The organism is Mesorhizobium sp. WSM3859 (assembly GCF_002295065.1).
Taxonomy (GTDB): Bacteria; Pseudomonadota; Alphaproteobacteria; order Rhizobiales; family Rhizobiaceae; genus Mesorhizobium.
Window position 1 is genome coordinate 143,887 of record NZ_NSGG01000005.1, and the last position, 23,039, is coordinate 166,925.

The 23,039-nt window shown below is 64.2% G+C and carries 24 protein-coding genes and 1 tRNA gene; 16 read left to right on the plus strand and 9 right to left on the minus strand.

Annotated features, from left to right (window positions below):
* Positions 1-49: 49 nt before the first annotated feature.
* The gene (locus tag CK230_RS13240) at positions 50-865 is read right to left on the minus strand and encodes an ABC transporter ATP-binding protein (protein ID WP_095817615.1); all 816 of its coding nucleotides are present in this window, start codon (positions 863-865) and stop codon (positions 50-52) included.
* A 210-nt stretch (positions 866-1,075) separates the two neighbouring features.
* Here CK230_RS13240 and CK230_RS13245 point away from each other — a divergent pair, with 210 nt between their 5' ends.
* From CK230_RS13245 to CK230_RS13265, 5 genes are all read left to right on the plus strand, one after another.
* Positions 1,076-1,948, plus strand: coding sequence for a dimethylarginine dimethylaminohydrolase family protein (locus CK230_RS13245; protein ID WP_095817616.1), 873 nt, complete (start codon positions 1,076-1,078; stop codon positions 1,946-1,948).
* Positions 1,918-2,589 carry a TetR family transcriptional regulator C-terminal domain-containing protein gene (locus tag CK230_RS13250; RefSeq protein ID WP_095817867.1) on the plus strand — a complete coding sequence of 224 codons (672 nt, stop codon included), beginning with the start codon at positions 1,918-1,920 and terminating at the stop codon, positions 2,587-2,589. The genes CK230_RS13245 and CK230_RS13250 overlap by 31 nt, the downstream gene beginning before the upstream one ends.
* A gap of 95 nt (positions 2,590-2,684) precedes the next feature.
* Entirely contained in the window at positions 2,685-4,265 is a 1,581-nt protein-coding gene (locus CK230_RS13255; RefSeq protein WP_095817617.1) for a 5-guanidino-2-oxopentanoate decarboxylase, read from the plus strand.
* A gap of 5 nt (positions 4,266-4,270) precedes the next feature.
* Positions 4,271-5,224: a capsular polysaccharide synthesis protein gene (locus tag CK230_RS13260; RefSeq protein WP_176480088.1), complete on the plus strand. Its 954-nt coding sequence runs from the start codon at positions 4,271-4,273 to the stop codon at positions 5,222-5,224.
* 155 nt (positions 5,225-5,379) lie between these two features.
* Positions 5,380-6,087, plus strand: coding sequence for an SDR family NAD(P)-dependent oxidoreductase (locus CK230_RS13265; RefSeq protein ID WP_095817619.1), 708 nt, complete (start codon positions 5,380-5,382; stop codon positions 6,085-6,087).
* Positions 6,088-6,230: 143 nt separating this feature from the next.
* Here CK230_RS13265 and rpsA read toward each other — a convergent pair whose 3' ends face one another.
* From rpsA to aroA, 3 genes are all read right to left on the minus strand, one after another.
* Positions 6,231-7,928, minus strand: coding sequence for a 30S ribosomal protein S1 (gene rpsA / locus CK230_RS13270; protein ID WP_095817620.1), 1,698 nt, complete (start codon positions 7,926-7,928; stop codon positions 6,231-6,233).
* 194 nt (positions 7,929-8,122) lie between these two features.
* Entirely contained in the window at positions 8,123-8,773 is a 651-nt protein-coding gene (gene cmk / locus CK230_RS13275) for a (d)CMP kinase (RefSeq protein ID WP_095817621.1), read from the minus strand.
* 256 nt (positions 8,774-9,029) lie between these two features.
* Positions 9,030-10,388 (minus strand): 3-phosphoshikimate 1-carboxyvinyltransferase, encoded by a 1,359-nt coding sequence (gene aroA / locus CK230_RS13285; RefSeq protein WP_095817868.1) that lies wholly within the window; start codon positions 10,386-10,388, stop codon positions 9,030-9,032.
* 194 nt (positions 10,389-10,582) lie between these two features.
* Between aroA and CK230_RS13290 the strand changes: the two genes are divergently transcribed.
* Together CK230_RS13290 and CK230_RS13295 are read left to right on the plus strand one after the other, a co-directional pair.
* Positions 10,583-10,984, plus strand: a complete 402-nt coding sequence (locus tag CK230_RS13290) for a TIGR02300 family protein (protein WP_095817622.1) — start codon at positions 10,583-10,585, stop codon at positions 10,982-10,984.
* 164 nt (positions 10,985-11,148) lie between these two features.
* Positions 11,149-11,224 (plus strand) — tRNA-Ala (locus tag CK230_RS13295).
* A gap of 166 nt (positions 11,225-11,390) precedes the next feature.
* On the opposite strand, the gene CK230_RS13300 is transcribed toward CK230_RS13295, so the two are convergent.
* Together CK230_RS13300 and CK230_RS13305 are read right to left on the minus strand one after the other, a co-directional pair.
* Positions 11,391-11,891, minus strand: a complete 501-nt coding sequence (locus CK230_RS13300; protein ID WP_095817623.1) for a DUF6496 domain-containing protein — start codon at positions 11,889-11,891, stop codon at positions 11,391-11,393.
* Positions 11,892-11,953: 62 nt separating this feature from the next.
* Entirely contained in the window at positions 11,954-12,412 is a 459-nt protein-coding gene (locus tag CK230_RS13305; RefSeq protein ID WP_095817624.1) for a YbhB/YbcL family Raf kinase inhibitor-like protein, read from the minus strand.
* A gap of 150 nt (positions 12,413-12,562) precedes the next feature.
* Here CK230_RS13305 and CK230_RS32445 point away from each other — a divergent pair, with 150 nt between their 5' ends.
* Positions 12,563-12,883: a hypothetical protein gene (locus CK230_RS32445; RefSeq protein ID WP_141246023.1), complete on the plus strand. Its 321-nt coding sequence runs from the start codon at positions 12,563-12,565 to the stop codon at positions 12,881-12,883.
* 402 nt (positions 12,884-13,285) lie between these two features.
* Positions 13,286-13,642, plus strand: coding sequence for a hypothetical protein (locus CK230_RS13310; protein ID WP_245429902.1), 357 nt, complete (start codon positions 13,286-13,288; stop codon positions 13,640-13,642).
* On the opposite strand, the gene CK230_RS13315 is transcribed toward CK230_RS13310, so the two are convergent.
* Positions 13,632-13,943, minus strand: a complete 312-nt coding sequence (locus CK230_RS13315) for a hypothetical protein (RefSeq protein ID WP_095817625.1) — start codon at positions 13,941-13,943, stop codon at positions 13,632-13,634. The genes CK230_RS13310 and CK230_RS13315 overlap by 11 nt on opposite strands.
* Before the next feature lie 50 nt (positions 13,944-13,993).
* Between CK230_RS13315 and CK230_RS13320 the strand changes: the two genes are divergently transcribed.
* Genes CK230_RS13320 through CK230_RS13330 form a run of 3 tightly spaced genes read left to right on the plus strand, consistent with a single transcriptional unit; the run spans position 13,994 to position 16,854 of the window.
* The gene (locus tag CK230_RS13320; RefSeq protein ID WP_095817626.1) at positions 13,994-14,545 is read left to right on the plus strand and encodes a MaoC family dehydratase; all 552 of its coding nucleotides are present in this window, start codon (positions 13,994-13,996) and stop codon (positions 14,543-14,545) included.
* Positions 14,546-14,548: 3 nt separating this feature from the next.
* The gene (locus CK230_RS13325; protein ID WP_095817627.1) at positions 14,549-15,709 is read left to right on the plus strand and encodes a CaiB/BaiF CoA-transferase family protein; all 1,161 of its coding nucleotides are present in this window, start codon (positions 14,549-14,551) and stop codon (positions 15,707-15,709) included.
* Positions 15,710-15,729: 20 nt separating this feature from the next.
* Positions 15,730-16,854 carry an extracellular solute-binding protein gene (locus CK230_RS13330; RefSeq protein WP_176480099.1) on the plus strand — a complete coding sequence of 375 codons (1,125 nt, stop codon included), beginning with the start codon at positions 15,730-15,732 and terminating at the stop codon, positions 16,852-16,854.
* Positions 16,855-16,872: 18 nt separating this feature from the next.
* On the opposite strand, the gene CK230_RS13335 is transcribed toward CK230_RS13330, so the two are convergent.
* Together CK230_RS13335 and CK230_RS13340 are read right to left on the minus strand one after the other, a co-directional pair.
* Complete coding sequence (locus tag CK230_RS13335) at positions 16,873-17,712, minus strand: amidohydrolase (RefSeq protein WP_095817629.1); 840 nt, start codon at positions 17,710-17,712, stop codon at positions 16,873-16,875.
* A 65-nt stretch (positions 17,713-17,777) separates the two neighbouring features.
* Entirely contained in the window at positions 17,778-18,566 is a 789-nt protein-coding gene (locus CK230_RS13340) for an IclR family transcriptional regulator (protein WP_095817630.1), read from the minus strand.
* A gap of 167 nt (positions 18,567-18,733) precedes the next feature.
* On the opposite strand from CK230_RS13340, the gene CK230_RS13345 reads away from it, so the two are divergent.
* The 4 genes from CK230_RS13345 to ugpC all read left to right on the plus strand — a co-directional run bounded on the left by CK230_RS13345 (position 18,734) and on the right by ugpC (position 23,039).
* Entirely contained in the window at positions 18,734-20,050 is a 1,317-nt protein-coding gene (locus tag CK230_RS13345; protein ID WP_095817870.1) for a sugar ABC transporter substrate-binding protein, read from the plus strand.
* A gap of 120 nt (positions 20,051-20,170) precedes the next feature.
* Positions 20,171-21,067 carry a sugar ABC transporter permease gene (locus CK230_RS13350; RefSeq protein ID WP_095817631.1) on the plus strand — a complete coding sequence of 299 codons (897 nt, stop codon included), beginning with the start codon at positions 20,171-20,173 and terminating at the stop codon, positions 21,065-21,067.
* A gap of 2 nt (positions 21,068-21,069) precedes the next feature.
* Positions 21,070-21,936, plus strand: a complete 867-nt coding sequence (locus CK230_RS13355) for a carbohydrate ABC transporter permease (protein WP_095817632.1) — start codon at positions 21,070-21,072, stop codon at positions 21,934-21,936.
* Between the two features lie 5 nt (positions 21,937-21,941).
* The gene (gene ugpC, locus CK230_RS13360; protein WP_095817871.1) at positions 21,942-23,039 is read left to right on the plus strand and encodes a sn-glycerol-3-phosphate ABC transporter ATP-binding protein UgpC; all 1,098 of its coding nucleotides are present in this window, start codon (positions 21,942-21,944) and stop codon (positions 23,037-23,039) included.

Below are 23,039 nucleotides of genomic sequence, written 5' to 3' on the forward strand. Positions count from 1 at the left end.
TCCCAGTTTGTTGTTGTTCCCGGTTTTTCGCTCCGCTTGATGCCGGCCCCTAGCCGACATTGCGGAGGAATTGTTTGAGCCTTTCGGATTTGGGCGCGCCGAACAATTGTTCCGGCGGACCTTCCTCCTCGACCAGCCCGTTGTAGAGGTAGACGACATGCGTCGCGACCTCGCGGGCGAACTTCATTTCATGCGTCACCAGCACCATGGTGCGCCCCTCGCGCGCCAGGTCGCCGATCACCTTCAGCACTTCGCCGACAAGTTCCGGATCGAGCGCCGACGTCGGCTCGTCGAACAGCATGACGCGGGGATTGATCGCCAGCGCCCGGGCGATCGCGGCGCGTTGCTGCTGACCGCCGGACAGGAAGGCCGGATAGACGTCCCGCTTCTCCGCCAACCCGACGCGGGCAAGCAGTTTCTCGGCCTGGGCGATCGCTTCGTCGCGCTTCACGCCCAGCACATGCACCGGAACTTCGATGACGTTCTCGATCAGCGTCATGTGGCTCCACAGGTTGAAATTCTGGAACACCATGCCGAGCCGCGAGCGGATCCGCTCGATCTGCCGGCGGTCGGCCGGAACGGTATGGCCGTGGCTGTCGGCCTTGAGCTTGATCTCCTCGCCATTGACCCGGATGATGCCGCTGGTCGGGTTTTCGAGGCAGTTGATGCAGCGCAACAGCGTCGACTTGCCGGAGCCGGAGCCGCCGATGACGGCGACTACCTCGCCGTCGCGCGCCGACAGCGAAACGCCCTTCAGCACGTGCAGCTGGCCGAATTTCTTATGCAGGTTCTCGACGTGGATGGCTTCGGCGGCGGCGCTTTGCGCCTTGCCGGATTGGATTGGGGCAGCGTCCGCCACGCTCACCGGGCGACCTCTCTATGGTCGAAGGCAGGTCGTCGAACGTCCATCCGGCTAATCAACATACGCTGTACTGCCCGCTCCAGACTTCAGCATGGACCCGACAGCGCGAGCCCGTCAATCCCGCTCATTACGGCACTTGCGGCGTTGTTGTGCAAGTGTATAAATAGCCTTTCATGAAATTTTTCCGCTTTTTTTCATCTTAGAAGGGCATCGATGAGCGCTTTCGGATCACAGTCCATGGCGGCGCCGTTGCGGCGCGTGCTGATGCGTTCGGCGGCCAACGCCATGCGCGGCGCCGATAGGGCCGCCTGGCACTATGGCCCGGGTTTCGACCCGGCGAAAGCGGCAATGCAGCATGCGCTCCTTGCCGAGCTGGTGTCCACTTCCGGCGCCGAAATCGAGTGGATCGACGACAAGGCCGACGGTCTCGCGGATTCGGTGTTCACGCATGACCCGTCGCTGATGACCGATCGCGGCGCGCTGATCCTGTCGATGGGCAAGCCGTTGCGCGCCAAAGAGCCTTCGCTACATGAGGAGACCTACAGAAGGCTTGGCATTCCGGTCCTTGGCCGCGTCGAGGCGCCCGGCCAGGTCGAAGGCGGCGACTGTGTATGGGTGGATTCCCGCACGCTGGCGATCGGGCGCGGTGTTCGCACCAACCAGGAAGGCATCCAGCAGGTCGCCAACCTGCTGACGCCGCTCGGCATTTCCGTCTATGGCTTCGACCTGCCGCTGTGGCAGGGCGAAGAGGCGTGCCTGCATCTGATGTCGATGATCAGCCCGCTGGCCGACGACCTCGCGCTGGTCTATTCGCCGCTTCTGCCAGCCCCGTTCTACCAGATGCTGAAGGCGCGCGGCATCCGCCTGGTCGAAGGCGATGCGCAAGAGTTCGCCGCCTCGAACGGTCTCAGTCTGAATGTGCTGCCGACCAGCCCGTTGAAGGTCATTGCCGTGGCCGGCTTTCCCAAGACCAAAGCCGCGATGGAAGCCGCCGGCTGCGCGGTCGAAACCTTCGAGGCGGATGCACTCTGCATCGCCTGCGAAGGCGGCCCGACATGCCTGACGCGGCCAATCCTGCGCCAATGAATGCGCGCCGCAAGTTCCGCCGCGAGGGCGAGGAGCGGCGGCGGCAGGACTTGATCGACGCGACCCTGGACAGCGTGGCGGAACATGGCCTCGAGGGCGCCACCCTGCGCACCATCGCCTTGCGCGCCGGCGTCACCGCCGGGCTGATCCGCCACTATTTCCCCGGCAAGGCGGATTTGCTGCAGGAGGCCTATGCGGCATTGATGGACCGCATGACCGAGCAGGCGAAAGCGGCGTTGCTCATGGAAGACGCCTCGCCGCGCCAGCGACTTGCCGCTTTCGTCACCGCCAATCTCAACGCGCCGATCATCGACCAACGGGTGTTTTCGCTCTGGGCAACCTTTATCGGCCGCGCCGGCGCCGATCCGACGCTCGCCCGCGCTCACCGCGAAGGCTATCTCGGCTTTCGCAACGAGGTGGAAGCGGTCGTGGCCGAAGTGCTGGCCGCCGAACGGCGCAAGCCGGACGCAGGCGAGCTGCGCCACCATGCCATCGCCATCAACGCGATCATCGACGGGCTCTGGATCGAAGGCTGCCTGGCCGGCGAGATGTTCTCGCCTGGCGAATTGGCGGCGATCGGCATCAAAGCCATAGAGGCCGAGCTCGGCCTTGCGCCGGAAAAGCAGTTCCAGGAAAAGTGAGAAGCGGTTTTCCGTCCGGAATTGCGTAAGAAACAAGAGATAGAGCGGGTCGCTGTTCCGTGAGAACAGTGACCTGCCCTAATGGGAGGAAATTGATGACCACCGTTGGCGAAGTGTTGATCACCTTGCTCGAAGCGCATGGCGTCGACACCGTCTTCGGCATTCCGGGCGTGCATACGGTCGAGCTTTATCGCGGCCTGGCGCGTTCGAGGATCCGTCATGTCACGCCGCGCCACGAGCAGGGCGCTGGATTCATGGCCGACGGCTATGCGCGCGCCGGCGGCCGGCCGGGCGTCGCCTTCGTCATCACCGGACCGGGGCTGACCAACACCATCACCGCCATGGGCCAGGCGCGCGCCGATTCGGTGCCGATGCTGGTCATCTCCGGTGTCAACGCCACCGATACGCTGGGCAAGGGTCTGGGCTTCCTGCATGAACTGCCCGACCAGCGTGGCATGATGGAAAAGGTCGCGCTGTTCTCAGAGCGTGTGACCGAGGCCAAGCAGTTGCCGGGCGCGCTCGCCCGTGCCTTCGCGCTGTTCTCGTCGGTCCGGCCGGGACCGGTGCATATCGAGATTCCCACCGACGTCATGGTGAAACCCGCCGACGGCATCGCGGCGGCGTTAAGCAACGCCGCGCCGCCGGCGCCGGACGCGGCGGCGGTCGCCGAAGCGGCGAAGTTGATCAAGGCCGCCAGCCGCCCGCTGATCCTCGCTGGCGGCGGCGCCAGGAAAGCCGACGCAGCGCTGCGGCGGCTGGCCGAAACGCTCGGCGCTCCGGTCGTCGAGACTGCCAATGCGCGCGGCCTTTTGCATGGCCATTCGCTTTGCGTGCCGGCCAGCCCCAGCCTGAAGGCGGTGCGCGCGCTGATGGCGGACGCCGATCTGGTGATCGCCGCCGGCACCGAGTTCGGCCCGACCGATTATGACGGCTATGGCGACGGCGGCTTCGTGCTGCCGAACAACCTGATCCGCATCGACATCGGCGCCGACCAGATCGCGCGACGGCCGGTGACGGTCGGCATCCAGGCCGATTGCGCCGAAGGGATCGAGGCTTTACTTGCATCGCTTGGGCAGGACCATGTTGCGGCAAAGAATGGCGCAGCCCGCGCGGCCGCCGCACGGAAGGCAGCGTTGGCCGAGCTGAGGCCTGAATACCTGGCGCAGGTGCGCGCGGTCGAGATGATCCGCGACGCGCTGCCGGACGCCATTATCGTCGGCGATTCGACCCAGCCGATCTATGCCGCCAACCTCTATTACGACCACGATCGCCCCGGCGGCTGGTTCAATGCGGCGACGGGCTTCGGCGCGCTGGGCTACGGCCCGCCGGCGGCGATCGGTGCCGCACTTGCCGTTCCGCAAGCGCCGGTGGTGTGCCTCACCGGCGATGGCGGCTTCCAGTTCACCCTGCCGGAGATCGGCGCCGCGCTCGATGCCGAGACGCCGGTGATCTTCGTCGTCTGGAACAATCGCGGCTATCGCGAGATCGAAACCTCGATGCTCGATGTCGGTGTCGAGCCGGTCGGCGTGTCGCCGGCGCCGCCGGATTTCTGCAAGCTCGCCGAGGCCTATGGCATCGCGGCCGAGCGGTTGACCGGGACCGCTGATCTGGCCGGGGCGCTGAAGCGCGCGCGGGCGGTCGGCAAGCCGCGCCTTATCGAGGTTTCGGTGGATTGAGCGTCGTGATACCAACCGGTGGCGACGGCCCGGATAGCGCCTTTTTCACCGAACCGCCATTCGACGATCCGCTGAGGCGCCGTCACCTGGCGCCATTGCGTTGGGCGGCGTCTTCGCCCGCCTTGCCGTGGCCGTTGCGCAAGCGCGCCGCCAAAGTCCACATCACCTTGGCCCGGCGCCGGGACCGTCGCGCCCGAAAAGCCGCCGTCGATCATTCGCAATGGTGCTCGGCCAGCACGCCGACGGGCGGGCTGGGGCCGATCTGGCAATATTGGGCGCAAGGCATCGACAACGCGCCACCCTTGGTGAAGGCCTGCATGCGCTCGGTGCAGCGGCACAAGGGCGACCGCGATCTCATCGTCCTCGATGACACCACCGTGGCCGACTATGTCGACCTGCCGGGTCACATCTGGGACAAGCACCGGCGTCAGCTGATGAAAAACCAGCAGTTCTCCAATTTCATCCGGCTCAGCCTGCTGGTGCAGCACGGCGGCACCTGGCTCGACGCCACCATTCTGCTCAGGCAACCGGTTCCTCGCCAGATCGAGAGCGAGGATTTCTACATCCTGCGCGAAACCAACCGCGCGCCGCGGCTGGTGGAGACGTGGTTCATGCATGCGCGCAAGGGACATCCGCTGGTCGAGACGGTGCTTCATGGCCTTGCCGACTACTGGCTCAAATACGATCGGCTTCTCGATTATTTCATGTTTCCGCATCACATCGAGGCTTCTCTGTTGCTGCACCGGAAGCTGAGGCAGGACTTCCTGAACATGCCGCAGGTTGGCGCCGACAGGCCGCATGAGTTGCAATGGCAGCTCTTGAAGCCTTTCGACGAAGCGAGGCATCGCGCCCTGTATGACGGCTTCTGGCTGCACAAGCTCAACTACAAGGTACGGCGTCCGCAGACGGGCGAGCGTCTGCTTTGGGACGCCATACTAGATGGCTGGCCGCTGGTCTGACGAAAATTGTCCGGAGCGCAAGACACATGCAAAGACGCTGCGCCAGCCATGTCGATATTTCAATTGAGTGACAGCGCGAAAGGCGCGACGTTCGAGCCTGGGGCGGCATAACCCAAGATATATAACCATAAAAAAATGACAGGAGCGGTCAAAGCATGACGGAAACGCTTAACGGCAGGCATGTCGTGATCACGGGCGGCACTGGGGCGCTCGGCGGCGCGGTTGTCGGCAGATTGCTGGAGCAGGGCGCGATCTGCCACGTGCCCAATGCCCACGCGGCGGCCCCGCCGCATTTTCCCTATGCAGCCCACGCCAGCGTGCACCTGGCGCATAATGTCGACCTTTCGGACTCGGCCAAGGTCGAAGCCTTCTACCATCAGGTCCCCGACCTCTGGGCCTCGATCCACCTCGCCGGCGGCTTCACCATGGCGCCGGTCGAAAAGATCGAGTCGGCCTCCTTCGCTGAAATGATGGACACCAACGCCCGCACGGCCTTCCTGTGCAGCCGCGCCGCGGTGCGCTCGATGCTGGCGTCCAACACGGCCGGCCGCATCGTCAATGTCACCGCGCGCGCCGGCCTGGAACCGCGCAAAGGTTCGGGCATGGTCGCCTATACGGCGAGCAAGGCCGCTGTCGCGGCAATGACGGTGGCGATGGCCGAAGAGTTGAAGGGCAAGGGCATATTGGTCAACGCCGTTGCGCCCTCGACGCTCGACACGCAGGCCAACCGCGAAGCCATGCCGGATGCGGATTTCACCAAATGGGTGAGCCTCGAAGCAGCTGCGGAAGCGATCGCTTACTTGGCTTCGCCCGCCAACCAGGCGATGAGCGGCACGCTGGTTCCGCTCTACGGCCGCGCCTGAACTCCATCTCTTTGTTTTACGCAATTCCGGACGGAAAACCGCTGACACTTTTCCTGGAATTGCTCTGATATCCCGACAAAAGAAAAACCCCGCCGGATCGGTCCGGCGGGGTTTTTGCTGTTCGTCAGTTGAAGAGGCTTGGCTTAGTTGCCCTGCTTCTTCAGCGCCGCGCCCAGGATGTCGCCGAGCGAGGCGCCGGAGTCGGTCGAGCCGTACTGGGCGACCGCTTCCTTCTCCTCGGCGATTTCCAGCGCCTTGATCGAGACCTGCAGCTTGCGGGTCTTCTTGTCGAAGGCGATGACGCGGGCATCGACCTTCTGGCCGACGGTGAAGCGCTCGGGGCGCTGCTCGTCGCGGTCGCGCGACAGGTCGGAGCGCTTGATGAAGGTCTCGATGCCGCTGTCGACCAGCCGCACGTCCAGACCGCCATCCTTCACGCCGATGACCTCGCAGGTGACGACGGCGTTCTTGCGCAGTTCGCCGCTGCTGGCCGCTTCGCCGACCGTGTCACGGGCCAGCTGCTTGATGCCGAGCGAGATGCGCTCCTTCTCGATGTCGACGTCGAGCACCTGCGCCTTGACCATGTCGCCGCGATTGTACTCTTCGATGACCTGCTCGCCCGGACGGGTCCAGTCGAGGTCGGAAAGGTGCACCATGCCGTCCACGTCGCCTTCCAGGCCGATGAACAGGCCGAACTCGGTCTTGTTCTTGACCTCGCCCTCGACCTGGCTGCCGACCGGATGGTTGCGCGCGAAGGCTTCCCACGGGTTCTCCAGCGTCTGCTTCAGACCGAGCGAGATGCGGCGCTTGGCCGGATCGACCTCGAGCACCACCACGTCGACTTCCTGTGTCGTCGACAGGATCTTGCCGGGGTGCACGTTCTTCTTCGTCCACGACATTTCCGAAACGTGGATGAGGCCTTCGATGCCCGGCTCCAGCTCGACGAACGCGCCGTAGTCGGTGATGTTGGTGACGGTGCCCTTGATCTTCTTGCCGATCGGGAACTTGGTGCCGATATCCGACCACGGATCCGACTCGAGCTGCTTCATGCCGAGCGAGATGCGGTGGGTTTCCTGGTTGATGCGGATGATCTGCACCTTGACCGTCTGGCCGATGTTGAGGATCTCGGTCGGATGGTTGACGCGGCGCCATGCCATGTCGGTGACATGCAGCAGGCCGTCGATGCCGCCGAGGTCGACGAACGCACCGTAGTCGGTGATGTTCTTGACCACACCTTCGACCACCTGGCCTTCCTCGAGGTTCTGCACGATTTCCGAACGCTGTTCGGCGCGGCTCTCTTCGAGCACGGTGCGGCGCGACACCACGATGTTGCCGCGGCGGCGATCCATCTTGAGGATCTCGAAGGGCTGCGGATTATGCATCAGCGGGGTGACGTCGCGGATCGGGCGGATATCGACCTGGCTGCGCGGCAGGAACGCCACGGCGCCGTCGAGGTCGACGGTGAAGCCGCCCTTGACCTGGTTGAAGATGACGCCTTCGACGCGCTCACCCTTGGTGAACTTCTCTTCGAGACGCACCCAGCTCTCCTCGCGGCGAGCCTTCTCGCGCGACAGCATGGCTTCGCCAAGCGCGTTCTCGATGCGCTCGACATAGACTTCGACGGTGTCGCCGACCTTGAGGGAGGAGTCCTTGCCCTTGGCGCCGAATTCCTTCAGCGGCACGCGGCCTTCGACCTTGAGGCCGACGTCGATGATGGCCATGTCCTTTTCGATCGCGGTGATCGTGCCCCGGACAACCTGGCCCTCGCCGGAATGGCCGGCGGTGAATGATTCTTCGAGCATGCTCGCGAAATCGTCGCGAGACGGATTAGCTACTGACATTGTTTCTCCTGGAATGCTCCGCGCGCTGGCGGAGCGGGCGCCGTGGGTTAGCGTTGCGTTAGCCTGCCGGCGTTCCGGGCTGAAGAGCCCTTGGCCGCTGTTCAGGCGGCAATTCCGGCGCATGAAGAATGTTGGCAGGCTGGTTCGTGCCCGATATGGGTATTTTCGCCGCCCGAGGCAACCGAAAAGCCCGATCAGGCCTTGTTTCTCTTGGCCAAGACGTCGTCAACGATCGCCATCGCCGCCAGAAACGCGGCTTCTATAGCCATTTCGCTGGTATCAAGCAAGTGCGCGTCCGCCGCCGGCTTCAACGGCGAGGACGATCTGCCCATGTCGCGCTCGTCGCGGCGCTCGATATCGGCGAGGATGGTGGCGAAATCGGCGCTGCCGCCCATGCTCTCGATCTCGGCCAGCCGGCGCCGGGCACGCACCTCGGCGCTCGCCGTGACATAGAGCTTGATGTCGGCGTCCGGGCACACCACCGTGCCGATGTCGCGGCCGTCGAGCACCGCGCCCGGCGGGGCCTTGGCAAAGGCCCGCTGCTTCTCGACCAGGATGCGCCGCACTGTGGGGATGACGGCGACCTTAGAGGCCGCTTCGCCCACCGCATGCGCGGAAAGCACGGTACGGTCGAGGCTCGAAAGGTCCACCTGCCGTGCCGCGGTTTCGGCCGCCGAGACATTGTCGAGCGGCAGGCCGAGCTCCAGCAGCTTGTGGGCGACCGCGCGGTAGGTGAGGCCGGTGTCGAGAAGGTTCAGCCGGTAGTGATCGGCGAGACGGCGGGCGAGCGTGCCCTTGCCCGCGCCCGCTGGGCCGTCGATGGCTATGGTGAAGGTGTGGGTCACGGATGGAGCGTCGCGGTTGGAGGGGGCGACAAATACAATAAGCGCCGCGATCCTTCGCGCCCCCCTCTGTCCTGCCGGACATCTCCCCCATTTGGGGGGAGATTGGCAGTTTCGGCGCCCCGCTCGATCCTGAAACGTTGGCGATTGGCGAAAGCCGATGCGACAGCTGATCTCCCCCCTTGTGGGGGAGATGTCCGGCAGGACAGAGGGGGGCGCTGTCCCGCCAACATCTCAGTTCGGCTCCAACCCATCGCCGTCACCCGATCTCCGCGCCCAGTCCCTTCATCAGCCCCATGAATTCCGGAAAGCTCGTCGCGATCATATTCGCATCGTCGATGGTCACCGGCTTTTCCGTCGCCAGCCCCATCACGAGAAAACTCATGGCGATGCGGTGGTCGAGATGCGTCTTCACCACTGTGTCCTGGCCGTTGGGGTGAGCGCCCAGCCCCTTGCCGCCCGGCTTGCCGCGCACTGCGAGCGATGCCTCGCCCTCGGTGCAGTCGACGCCGTTGAGCTTGAGCCCGTTGGCCACCGCCGCCAGCCGATCGGATTCCTTGACGCGCAATTCCTCCAGGCCCTGCATCAGCGTCTCGCCCTCGGCGAAAACAGCCGCGACCGCCAGCACGGGATATTCGTCGATCATCGACGGCGCGCGCTCCGGCGGCACCACGACACCCTTGAGGTCGGAGGAACGCACCCGCAGATCCGCCACGTCCTCGCCGCCGGCATTGCGCGGGTTGAGGATGTCGATGCGGCCGCCCATTTCCTGCAGCGTCAACAGAAGCCCCGTGCGCGTCGGGTTCATCAGCACGTTTTCGATCACGATATTCGAACCCGGCACGATGAGCGCCGCGACCAGCGGGAAGCCGGCCGAGGAAGGGTCGCCGGGCACGGCGATCGTCTGCCCGGTAAGCTTGCCCTGGCCCTCGATGAAGATGTGGCGCACGCCGCGCTCGTCGGTCTCCACGGTCAGGTTGGCGCCAAAACCCTTCAGCATCTTTTCGGTGTGGTCGCGCGTCATCACCGGCTCGATCACCGTGGTGATGCCCGGCGTGTTCAAGGCGGCGAGCAGCACCGCCGACTTCACCTGGGCAGACGCCATCGGCACGCGATAGGTGATCGGCGCGGCGTGCTTCGGGCCGCGCAATGTGATCGGCATGCGGTCGCCCGGCGCCGCCTTCAGCACCTGCACGCCCATCTGGCGCAGCGGGTCGAGCACGCGGCCCATCGGCCGGCCCGACAGCGAGGCGTCGCCGATGAAGGTCGTCTCCATGTCATAGGTGCCGACAAGGCCCATGGTGAGCCGCGAGCCGGTGCCGGCATTGCCGAAATCGAGTGGTTCTTCCGGCTGCAGCAGCGCGCCGTTGCCGGTGCCGCGGATCACCCATTCGGCGCCGTTCTTCTCGATGTGGGCGCCCATCGCCTTCATGGCAGCACCCGTGCGCATCACGTCCTCGCCTTCCAGCAGGCCGGTGATGCGGGTCTCGCCGGAGGCAAGGCCGCCGAACATGAAGGAGCGGTGCGAGATCGACTTGTCGCCCGGCACGCGCGCAGTGCCGGCAAGGGCAGGGGATTTGCGGGCCGTGGCTGGTTTAGCGGCGGCGGAATGAGACATTTTGTCTTCCAAATGAGAGGCCGGCTGACCGGCCCGGTTCGTCATGATGCGGCGGTCTCGTATCACGGCGCGCGGCAATGGTCATCCCCTTGGCGCAAGCCTTTGAAAAGCGGGTTTCGAGCGCATGTCTTTTAGCTTTGACAGCGCGGAAAACTGCGGTTAAGGGGACCATTCTTTTTTTGACGAGGCCTGACGTGGCAAAAGCTGAACTTGGCACCAAGCGTGTCGACCCCGAAACGGGTCGGAAATTCTACGACCTGAACAAAGACCCGATTGTCTCGCCCTATACGGGCAAGAGCTATCCGCGCTCTTATTTCGACGAAGGCAAGATTTCCGCCCTCGAGGAAGATGAGGAAGTCGCCGACAAGGAAGTGGACGGCGACGAGGAAGAAGGCGCCGAAGTTGTCTCGCTCGAGGACGCCGACGAGGAAGCCAAGGGCGGCGGCGGCGACGATCTTCCCGATCTCGGCGACGACGAGGATGACGACGTCGATCTCGGCGACGACGAGGACGATACCTTCCTTGCCGACGAAGAAGAAGAGGACGACGACGTCTCCGACATGATCGGCGTCGGCGACGACGAAGACGAGGTCTGATCCGGTCGTTTGCCGGCGATTTTCGCCTGTGACGAAAAAGCGGTCTTTCAAGGCTTGATCTTGACCGAAGGCGGCGCTAGAAGCCGCCAGCACTAAACGACGGCGCGGTTCCCAACCGCGCTGGATCTCTTCGCCGGAAACGGCGCCGGCTGACTGCCGGGAGTGGGGCCATAGCTCAGTTGGGAGAGCGCTTGAATGGCATTCAAGAGGTCGTCGGTTCGATTCCGATTGGCTCCACCAAACAGTCCTCCTGAGTGGATTTCTTAGCGGCAGAAATCGTCACCGCTGCTCACGCGCACGGCGCCCGAGCCCGTAGGGGCGGCCTGGACGCCAAGACATATTGCGGCTGGTGTGGGTCCGACGCAGAATCCTGTCTACGGGTCCGCTATCCATCCTGCGGCTACGGCTAACCGCGCTCCGCGCGGGTTCTGGCTGCCTTGCGCGCCGCCGCTGATCGTCCGGCGGCGCCTTTGGTCTGCGCGGCTTTCCTGGCCGCCGCCGACCGCTCTGCGGCCGTGCGGCTCGACGCGGCGCTCTTGGCCTGCTGCGACAGGGCCTTGCGGGAGGCGGTGCTTTTCGGCTCGCCCTCAAGCACCTTCGACACCGCCTTCGACACCTTCGGCTGGCGCTTCGGCTTCCGTTCACCCTGGCCTGCTTCGTAAGCGTATTTGGCGCTCTTGCGCGTGGTCTCCTTCACGTCGCCTTTTTTGGGCGGCGGCAGATCGACGCCCGCGCGGCGTGCCTCCGAAAGGCCGATGGCGATCGCCTGCTTGGTGGAGCGGGCGCCGTGCTTGCCTTGGCGGACCTTGTCGATTTCCGCGTGAACGAATTCACCGGCATGCGTGCTTGCCGATTTGCCTTCGCGCTTGTCCTTGCGCGCCTTTTCGATGGTTTTCTTGTCCGGCATTGTTTTTCTCCCTGTTCGAGCGGGGCATGATCGAACGCCGACAAGCCGCTTGGGATCGCGCGTCAGCGGCTTTCAAAGGTGCCGACAAGGTCGGCGGTGGCGATCATGTGCGGTCCCGCATGGGCCAGAAGGTCGGCGATTGCCGTTTCTCCGCCGGATTCCAGTGTCTCCACGTCGAGTGCTGAAAGGCGGAAGTGATAGTGATGGACGCCATGCCCTTTTGGCGGCTGGGGACCGTCATAATGGGCGTTGCCGAAGTCGTTCACGCCTTGGCGGAAACTCTCCGGTCCGGCGGTGCCTTCCGGCAGGCTGTCCCGCCCGGCGGCGATGTCATAGACCGCCCAATGGCGAAACATGCCGCGCGGCGCATCGGGATCCTCGACGACAAGCAGGAAACTCCTGGTTCCGGCCGGAGCGTTCTTCCATTGCAGGGGAGGAGACAAGTTGCCTCCGTTGCGGACATAGGGCTCGGGAATGGTCTGCCCGGTTTCAAAGGCTGGACTCTCAAGCGTGAAAGCCATGGCTGGAACTCCGTGCTCCTATCGCGTTCTTCTCGAAGGAAATCGACGAACGATCTTTGCTCGGATCGGTGGAGCGCAATCGCTGCTGGTTTCTTGGCAACGCGGGGCGTCGGCGGGAGTTCCAGCATCACGCCCCATCGACGGCGCCCGATGAATGCTCGCAAGTGGAGCTATCGTCCCTGGAAAAGCTGCCCGGACGGAAACTGCGCAGGTCGTATCCGGCGAAAAGAACTGGCAACTCGGCATAAGAGCCGTCGACGCGGAACCGCAGGTCTCGAAGATTTTACCGGCCGCATTTTCGGTATATTGAATCGGGAAGATGCGGGCACAACAGCTAACAACGTCATGCGCGTTCTGGTCCGGATTGCGGTGATCGTCGCGATATTGTTGGCGTTGCTGTATCTGGGATTGTGGTATTCGACCGGCGAGCAGGGCTTTCTGCTGATCCCCGGCGGCGCGCCGGCTCAATAGACGGAGTGTCCGTCTCGCTGGCGCGTTCGATCGCTTCGAGTCACCGCGTCCCGGCGACGATTTGCTCGCCAGCTGGTTCGCGCTGAGCGGAGAGGACCGCGCTCGAGGAAATCCCTATGCCGGCGGCGGCAACTAGGCTAAGGGCTTCCTGTCAGGGGGATGCTTATGAGAATTCCGGTTTTGGGTAGGAAACTGGCGCAGGAACGGGTTGGATCCAGACTGCTTGCGCGATCAAGCGGTCTCTTGCCGATGCTGGGCGTTGTGGCCACGCTCGTCGCCTGCCAGTCGACTCCAGACACACAGCCCGTTGCTGGTTCACAAGCTGTTGTTGGTTCGCAACCTGTCGTTGACCCGCAACCCGCTCTGGCCGCCGCTGCCGCTCCGGCCTTGCCGAATTCGGCGGTGCTCGATCAGACGGTCGCGGTCGTTCCGCCCGCCAAGGGCGTTCCGTCGAGATACGCCGCCTTCTCCGGCATATGGGCGGGTCAGCTCAACGGCATGTATGACGGCAAGCTGGCGGTGCTGACCGTGTCCTCGGGCGGACAGGTGACGGTCAGCTACGCATGGGGCGACCTCGCCGACAACAAGCCGGGCGTCGCCGACGGTTCCGGCAGGATCGTCGGCAGCACCTTGAAGCTCGGGCGCCTGCCGAACGGCGCCGACATCACCGCCACAATGCCATCGCCGGGGACACTCAACGTCACCTACGCGCTCGCCGGCCAGACCTATACCGGCTCGTTCGTGCGGGTCAGCCAGTAAGCAACGCCAGCTTCCACGCGGCGAGCCTCGCCTCGCCGAAGGCGTAGACGCCGAGCCCGACGCCGCGCGCGCCCTGGAAATAGGGCGCCTCGCGCTTGAGGCTGCCGACAGAGACAACACAGGCCCTTTCTATCGATCTCCTTCTATCGATCTCCTCCGCTGCCGGCGGCTTCTTCGGTCGTGCCGGCTTTGCAAAAAATTCGCCGATCGTCGCTTGCAAGGCAATCTCATATGTGAAAATATTATTCACAAAAGAAAATTGACGGGAGGAAAAGCGATCATGCGTCTCGCCATCCGGCATCGCGCCCGGAACCGCCTTGCAGGGCGCGCCGGAAGCTCCCGGAGCGCGGTATGAGCGCATTCTCGCCGACCGTCGGTGTCGCCTCGACGCATCCGGCCGACATGCCTGAGGCGCATGCCGATATCCCCGTCTGGAATTCGGAAAACTGGTTCTATGAGGACTGGCAACCCGGCCACAAAATCCGCTCGCTCCGCCGCACCCTCGCCGAGGGCGAAAGCCATATGTTCAATGCGCTGGTGCTGGATATCCACCCTTACGTGCAGGACCAGATGTTCGCCGAAAAGGAAGGCATCTTTGGCCGGCAGCTGGTCGCGGGCGCCTTCGTGTTTTCAGCCGGGCTCGGCCTCGTCGCCACCAACTGCGTCAACGCCTTTTCCTATGGCTATGACAAGCTCAGATTCATCAAGCCGGCCTTCATTGGCGACACCATCTATTCGATCCGCACCAACCTCGACAAAAAACCGCGCTACCAGGACATGGGCCTGATCCGCGCCAGCTATGAAGTCTTCAAGGGTGAAGGAGAGCTGGTACTCTACTGCGAGCACCTGCAGACGGTGAAATACAAAAACCCGGCCGATTTCGTCGGCAAGACCGAGAAGTGAACCGTGGCCGCTGACGCTGAACTTCCGCTGACCGGCCTCATCGTCGTCGACATGAGCCAGTTCCTGTCGGGGCCGTACTGTTCGCTGCGCCTGCTCGACCTCGGCGCTCGCGTCATCAAGATCGAGCGGCCGGACGGCGGGGATCTGTCGCGCCGGCTTTATCTCAGCGACACCGAGATCGGCGGCGATTCCACCATTTTCCACGCCATCAACCGCGGCAAGGAGAGCCTCGCCGTCGACCTCAAGAACGAGGCCGATCTCGCGATGTTGCGCGGCCTGATCGCCAAGGCCGACGTGCTGATCCAGAACTTCCGCCCGGGCGTCATCGAGCGGCTCGGCCTCGATTATGAGCATGTGAGGGCGATCAACCCCCGGCTCGTCTACGCCTCGATCAGCGGCTACGGCGAGGACGGCCCCTGGGTGAAGCGCCCTGGGCAGGATCTGCTCGCCCAGGCGCGTTCGGGCGTGATGTGGCTGAACGGCGACGAGGAGCAGGGACCGGTGCCGTTCGGGCTGGCGATCGCCGACATGCTGGCGGGCGCGGCCTGCGCGCAAGGCATCCTCGCCAAACTGGTGCGGCGCGGCATCACCGGCGAAGGCGGCCATGTCGAGACCAGCCTGCTCGAGGCTCTGGTCGATTTCCAGTTCGAGGTGCTGACCACGCATCTCAATGACGGCCGCCGCCTGCCGAAGCGCTCGTCCTTTCGCAGCGCACATGCCTATCTCTCGGCGCCTTACGGCGTCTATCCGGCCAAGGACGGCTATCTGGCGGTCGCCATGACGCCGATCCCGAAGATTGCCGATCTGCTCGACTTGCCCGAGCTCGATCCCTTCCGCGACAAGCCCGCGACCTGGTTCACCGCCCGCGATGAGATCAAGGCGATCATCGCCAGGCGCATCGGGGAAAAAACCATCGACGAATGGCTGGCCATTCTCGAGCCCGCCGACATCTGGTGCGCCAAGGTGCTGACCTGGCCGGAACTGATGGAAAACGACGGCTTCAAGGCGCTCGACATGCTGCAGACCGTGACCCGCGAGGACAATGTCTCGATCCTCACCACGCGATCGCCGCTGCGCGTCGACGGCGCGCGCGCCAAGGTGGATCGGGCCGCCCCGCGCATCGGCGAGCACAGCGAAAAGATCCGCGCGGAGTTCGGCCTGTGAGCGGTGTTTCGTTGAAAGGCATGACCTGGAGCCATCCGCGCGGCTACGATCCGATGGTGGCCTGCTCGGCGCTGTGGCAGGAAAAGACCGGCGTTTCGATCGAATGGGAAAAGCGCTCGCTGCAGGATTTCGAGTCCTTCCCGGTGGAAGAGCTCGCCCGCGCCTATGATTTGATCGTCATCGACCATCCGCATGTCGGCCAGATCACCGCCGAAAGGTGTCTGGCGCCGCTTGATGTGCCGGGACGCGAGGCGGAACGTGCAGCGCTGGCGAGGGCAAGCGTCGGCCAATCCTATCCGAGCTACACTTGGCAAGGCCGGCAATGGGCTTTCCCGATCGATGCCGCCACCCAGGTGCAGGCCTGGCGGCCCGACCTAATCGAGGCTGCGCCGGCGTTCTGGACCGAAGTGCTGGCGCTTGCCGAGCAGGGCCGCGTGCTCCTGCCGCTCAGGTCGCCGCATTCGCTGATGTGCTTCTACACGCTTGCCGCCGATCTCGGCCGGCCCTGCACGGTCGACGGCTCGGCAGACCTTGTCGATGGCGGGACCGGCGAAACCGCCTTCGAGATGCTGAGCGAGATCGCGGCGTTGATCGATCCCGCATGCCTGACGATGGATCCGATCGCCGTGTTCGAGAAGATGGCGGAAGCCAGCTCCCGCATCGCCTGCGCGCCGCTGATCTACGGCTATGTTCCCTATGCGGCGGCGGGTTTCAGGCCGCATCGCCTCGCCTTTGCCAACATGCCGGTCGTTGGCGGTAACGGCCCGGTCGGCTCGGCGCTGGGCGGCACCGGCATCGCCATCTCCGCCTTTTCAGCCGAGCGCGAGGCGGCGATCGATTTCGCCTACTGGATCGCCAGGGGTGACGTGCAGCGTGGGCCTTACGCCGCCGCCGGCGGCCAGCCCGGGCATGCCGCGGCCTGGGAAGACGATGCCGTCAACGCCGCGGCCGGCGACTTCTATCGCGACACAAGGGCGACGCTCGAAGGCGCCTGGGTCCGCCCGCGCCATGACGGCTACATGGCATTCCAGCAGCAGGCCTCCGATCGCATCAATGAAGGGCTTGCCGGCAGGCAGGATGCCCGCCGCGTCGTCGCCGACATCAATCGTCTGTTCCGGGAGAGTTTCGCGCCGGCCGCCGGCTAGATCCAGCGCACCAACAAGCTAATCCAGCCGCCATAGCCGGCGCGCATTGCCCGAAAGCAGCCGCGTCCGCTCCGACTCACTCGCGCCGGCCAGCAGCGCATGCGTGGCGGCGATCCAGGTCGTGAGGCCGCCGCCCAGCGTGCAGACCGGCCAGTCGCTGCCCCAGATCACCCGGTCCCATCCGAAGCAGCGGATCGTGTGTTCGACATAGGGCTTGAGCGTATTGGCCGTCCAGGTCGCCGGATCGGCATAGGCGACGACGCCGGAGATCTTGCCGACGACGTTGGGCCGTTTGGCGATCGCTTCCATATGCTCGCGCCACGGATGCTCGGCATTGCCTTTGATGTCGGGCACGCCGCAATGGTCGAGCACGAACTGCACGTCGGGCGCGAGATCGGCAAGCGCGATCGCCTTCGGGATCTGATGCGGCAGCACGACCAGATCGAAGGTCAGGCCGGTGCCGGCCAGCCGCTTGATGTTCCGGCGAAACAGCGCCCCTTCCGAAACATCATCGGGAACGACATGCAGCACGCGCCTAAAACCCTTGACGAACGGGTCGGCCTTGACCGTCTCCAAATAGGCCTCGAAACCGGCCTCTTCGGGTCGGCAGGATGCGATTGCCCCGCGAAGCAGGCTGCCCGCCTGGCCGGCGACCGACTTCACATGGGCGGTCTCGGCGGCGATGTCGGCGGGGTCGACATCGACCTCCATATGCAGCACGGCCTCGATGCCCGAACGCAGCGCGTCGGCGGCGTATTCCTGATACGAGAAATCGCGGTTCAGCGCCGGCACGCCGGCCAGCCACGGGTAGCGCAGCGCGGCCTGGTCGATGAGGTGCAGATGCGTGTCGATGATCATGACGGCGTCTCCTCCCGTTGTGCCGGACAATATCCCGCCTAAAAATCCATTATTCAAATAAGAAATTACGACGATTGCGGCACATCCGACCCGGCGAGCTGCGACAGCCTCGCAGCGGCGTCTTGCAAATGCCGAATCGTCAGCGTGATGTCCGGCGCGGTGGGGGCGTTAACGAGGGTGATATAGGGGATGGTCAGCGCCGCGATCGCCCTGCCGTCCGGCCCCAGCACCGGCGTCGAGAGATTGTAGACGCCGGCGGTCTGCAGCGATGCCATCATCTCGTAGCCGCGGTCGCGCACCTGGTCGAGGCGGGCGAAGAACTCCGGCGTCAAATTGAGCTGTTCGGTGCTCTGCAGATGCTCTGCGATCATCATCTTGCGCTCCTCGGGCGAGCGGAAGGCCAGCAGCACATGGCCCGAGCCGGTGTCGAACAGGCTGATATGCGAGCCGACCCGGATCGAGATTCCCCAGTAGCGCGGCGCTTCCTGCTGGGCGATGACCACGGCGGCGCCGCGGTCGAACACCACCAATTGATTGGCCTGCCATGAGGTTTCGGCGAGATCACGCATGATCGGCGTCGCGTAGGACACCAGACGCCGCACCGGTGCGTGTAGCTGCGCCAGCCCGAAAAGCTTGAGCGTCAGCGAATAGCGGTCGCCGTCGATCTTGGTGACATAGCCGCGCCGCACCAGGCGGTCGAGCATGCGGTAGAACTCGTTCGGGCTGCGGTCGAGCCGCTTGGCGATCTCCGCCTGCGTCAGCCCGCCGTCGACGCTCGCCAGCAGCTCGAGAATGTCCAGCCCCTTGTCCAGCGCCGGCGCGCGATAGCGGTCCCCGTCTTCTTCCTCTGCCACCTGCCCCTCCAGTGAATTTCGATCTGCATATATGCATGAACTTCGTGCCGCTGGAAGCACAATCGCCTTGACCCGGGAATGAAAATGCTATTTGCATATGAATGAAGCTTAAGCGATCGGCTGCGCATCCGGCCGGCCATCGCCGCGAGCTCGTGGGAGGAGAAAACATGACGAGACTGCTTCTGGGCATTTCCGCCGGCTTGACCGGTTTGCTGCTGAGCGGCACGGCATTTTCAGCCGATCTGCCCGGCAAATTTCCGGGTGTGACGATCGACGCCAAGCTGATCGGCGGCCAGCAATATGAGAAGCTCTACGAGCGCATTCCCGAATGGGAGAAGCTGACCGGCGCCAAGGTCAACATCCTGTCGAAGAAGAACCACTTCGACCTCGACAAGGAGATCAAGTCGGACATCGCCTCCAACTCGATCACCTGGTGCGTCGGCTCCAACCACACATCGTTCGCGCCGCAATATCCGGGCATCTACACCGATCTCGCCAAGCTGCTGCCGAAGGAAGAGATCGACGCCTTCGTCCCGGCCAACATCGCCGCCGGAACGCTGGACGGCAAATTGGTCATGCTGCCGCGCGCCCAGTTCGACGTCTCGGCGCTCTACTACCAGAAAAGCCTCTACCAGGACGAAGCCAAGAAGAAGGCCTACAAGGACAAATACGGCGAGGAGCTCGCACCGCCGGACACGTTCGACGAGATGGCGCAGCAGGCCGAATTCTTCGCCAGCCCGCCTGACTTCTACGGCACGCAATATGCCGGCAAGGAAGAGGCGATCAACGGCCGCTTCTACGAGATGGTGATCGCCGATGGCGGCGAATATCTCGACAAGGACGGCAAGCCGGCCTTCAACTCCGAGGCCGGCGTCAAGGCGCTCGACTGGTTCGTCAACCTCTACAAGGCCAAGGCCGTGCCGGCCGGCGCCACCAATTATCTGTGGGACGATCTCGGCCAGGGCTTTGCTTCGGGCACCGTGGCGATCAACCTCGACTGGCCGGGCTGGGCCGGCTTCTTTAACGACCCGAAGTCGTCCAAGGTTGCCGGCAATGTCGGCGTCAAGGTTCAGCCCAAGGGCTCGTCCGGCAAGCGCTCTGGCTGGTCCGGCGCGCATGGCTTCTCGGTGACCGAGAACTGCGCCAACAAGGAAGCCGCCGCTTCGCTGGTCTGGTGGCTGACCAACGAGGACAGCCAGAAGCTGGAAGCCGCTGCCGGCCCGCTGCCCACTCGCACCAAGGTTTGGGAATGGGATCTTGAGCAGGCTAAGTCCGATCCCTACAAGACCGAAGTGCTGCAGGCTTTCCAGGAGGCGGCCAAGAACGCCTTCCCGGTGCCGCAGACGCCGGAATGGATCGAGATATCCAACGCCGTCTATCCCGAGCTGCAGGCCGCCATCCTCGGCGACAAGACGTCGAAGCAGGCGCTCGACGACGCTGCCGCGAAGGCAACGCAGATCCTCCAGGACGCGGGCAAGCTCTAGGCTGCCTCGCCCCGCAACCGCCTCCCTGTCAACCGGGGAGGCGGCCGCGTAGCCTCGCAAAATATGCCATCCTCGGTATCGACCGGGGCTGGATCACTTCACCTCGCTGACAGGGTCCCGATGAAGGGCTTCAAGCCATCCGCGCCGATTCTCCTGCTGCTGCCGGCCTTCGTCGTCCTGGCGGCGGTGGTGCTCGTGCCGCTGCTTTTGTCGCTCTATTCCAGCTTCACGCCCTTCCGCCTGACCCGGCCCGAGACCTTCTTCGTGCTGATCGGCTTCCGGAACTACATCTCGATCCTGAGCAATCCTGACTTCTGGTGGGCCTTTGGTCGCACCGTTCTGTTGCTCACCATCGCGCTCAATCTCGAAATGCTGCTCGGCCTCGGCCTGGCGATGCTGGTCGAGAAGGCGACGCGTGGCCAGCGGATCCTGCGCACGCTGATGATGTTCCCGATGATGTTCTCGCCGATCCTGGTCGGCTTCCAGTTCAAATTCATGTTCAACGACAATATCGGCCTGGTGAACAACGCGCTGCAGTCGCTGGGTATCACGCAGGACGCCATTCCGTGGCTGATCGAAAGCCATCTCGCCTTCACCGCCATCACCATCGCAGAAGTCTGGTCGTCGACCTCGATCTTCGCCATCCTGATCCTGGCCGGTCTGCTGGCCATGCCCAAGGAGCCGATCGAGGCGGCGCGCGTCGATGGCTGCACGCCGTGGCAGACTTTCCGCTATGTCACCTGGCCCTTCGTCATGCCCTTCGCCTATATCGCCATGACGATCCGGTCGCTCGACGTCGCGCGCGCCTATGACATCGTCAAGATCATGACCGATGGCGGCCCTGCCGGCCGCACCGAGCTTTTGTGGACGCTGGTCGGGCGCACCGCCTACAGCGACGCGCGCATGGGGCTGGCCAACGCCATGGCCTATTTCTCGATCCTGCTGTCGATCGCCTTCACCGTCTATTTCTACAACAAGCTCGCCGCGGCGCGCGCGCAGATCGGCGCGGAGTGGTGACGATGGACGAGAACGCCTCCGCCCGCCTGATCCGCCGCACGCTGACCGTCGGCCATCGCGTCGGCCTGTTCCTCGCCATGCTGGTCATCTGCCTGCCGGGCATCTGGATCGTGCTATCGTCGCTCAGGCCCACGGTCGAGATCATGGCCAAGCCGCCGGTCTGGATCCCGCAGCAACTCTCCTTCGACGCCTACGTCGCCATGTTCAGCGGCATCGGCAAAGGCGGCATTCCGGTGCTCGACTATTTCCGCAACTCGCTGATCATCTCGGTCACCTCGACGGTGATCGCGGTCGCCATCGGTATGGCCGGCGGCTACGCCTTCGCCCGCTACAGGTTTCGCGGCAAGTCGGGCATGTTCCTCGGACTGATGCTGACCCGCACCGTGCCGGGCATCGCCATGTCGCTCCCGCTCTTCTTCGTCTGTGCGCGGCTCGGCATCATCGACACGCATTTCGGCATGATCCTCGCTTATGTGGCGCTGAACATTCCCTTCACCATCTGGCTGATCGACGGCTTTTTCCGCCAGGTGCCGAAGGACCTCGCTGAAGCCGCGCAGATCGACGGCTGCACGCGCTGGCAGGCCTTCTGGCAGGTCGAGTTCCCGCTGGCGCGTCCGGGCATCGCCTCGGCCGCGATCTTCGCCTTCCTCACCTGCTGGAACGAGTTCGCGCTGGCCTCGCAGCTGACCCGTTCCGTCAACTCCAAGACGCTGCCCGTCGGGCTGCTCGACTACACCGCCGAGTTCACTATCGACTGGCGCGGCATGTGCGCGCTGGCGGTGGTGATGATCATCCCGGCTCTGACCCTCACCTACATCGTCCAGAAACACCTCGTCGGCGGCCTCACCTCCGGCGCGGTGAAAGGTTGAACTTCATGGCAACGGTTTCGCTGAAAAGGCTCACCAAGCGCTACGGCAACATGGAGATCGTGCACGGCATCGATCTCGACATCGCCGACCGCGAGTTCATCGCCTTGGTCGGCCCCTCCGGCTGCGGCAAGTCGACAACCTTGCGCATGATCGCCGGCCTCGAGGATATCAGCGGCGGCAACATCGACATCGGCGGCCGCGTGGTCAACGACCTGCCGCCGCGCTCGCGCAATATCTCGATGGTGTTCCAGTCCTACGCGCTCTATCCGCACATGACGGTGCGCGAGAATCTCGGCTTCTCGCTGAAGATCGCGGGCGCCGCCAAGGACGACATGGACCGGCGGGTCGCCGAAGCCTCCGCCATCCTCGGCCTCGACGAACTGCTCGAACGCCGGCCCTCGCAGCTCTCCGGCGGCCAGCGCCAGCGCGTCGCCATGGGCCGCGCCATCGTGCGCGATCCCGATGTCTTCCTGTTTGACGAGCCGCTGTCCAACCTCGACGCCAAGCTGCGCACGCAGATGCGCACCGAGATCAAGAAGCTGCATGCCAAGGTGAAGTCGACGGTCATCTATGTCACCCACGACCAGGTCGAGGCGATGACGCTTGCCGACCGCATCGTCATCATGCGCTCCGGTTACATCGAGCAGGTCGGCACGCCGGACGAGGTGTTCAGCCGTCCCGCCACCCGTTTCGTCGCCGGCTTCATCGGCTCGCCGCCGATGAATTTGCACGAGGCGACGGTGAGCGACGGCAGGCTGGTTTTCAGCCGCGGCGACAGCCTGCCGCTGCCCGGGCAGTTCAAGTCGAAGACAGCGGCCGGCGACAAGGTCGTGTTCGGCATCCGCCCCGACGACTTCTATCCCACCGGCCACGGCCTGAGCTCTGGCGGCGAAACCGAAGTCCACCGCTTGGACCTGCCGGTCAGCATCACCGAGCCGCTCGGCAACGAAACGCTGGTCTTCGCCGAGTTCAACGGCGCCGACTGGGTCTCGCGCATGCTCAATCCCAAGCCGCTGAAAGCCGGCGACAGGATCGGCATGAGCTTTGACCTCAGCCGCGCGCATCTGTTTTCCGCAGAAACCGGCAAGTCGCTGAGGAACTGA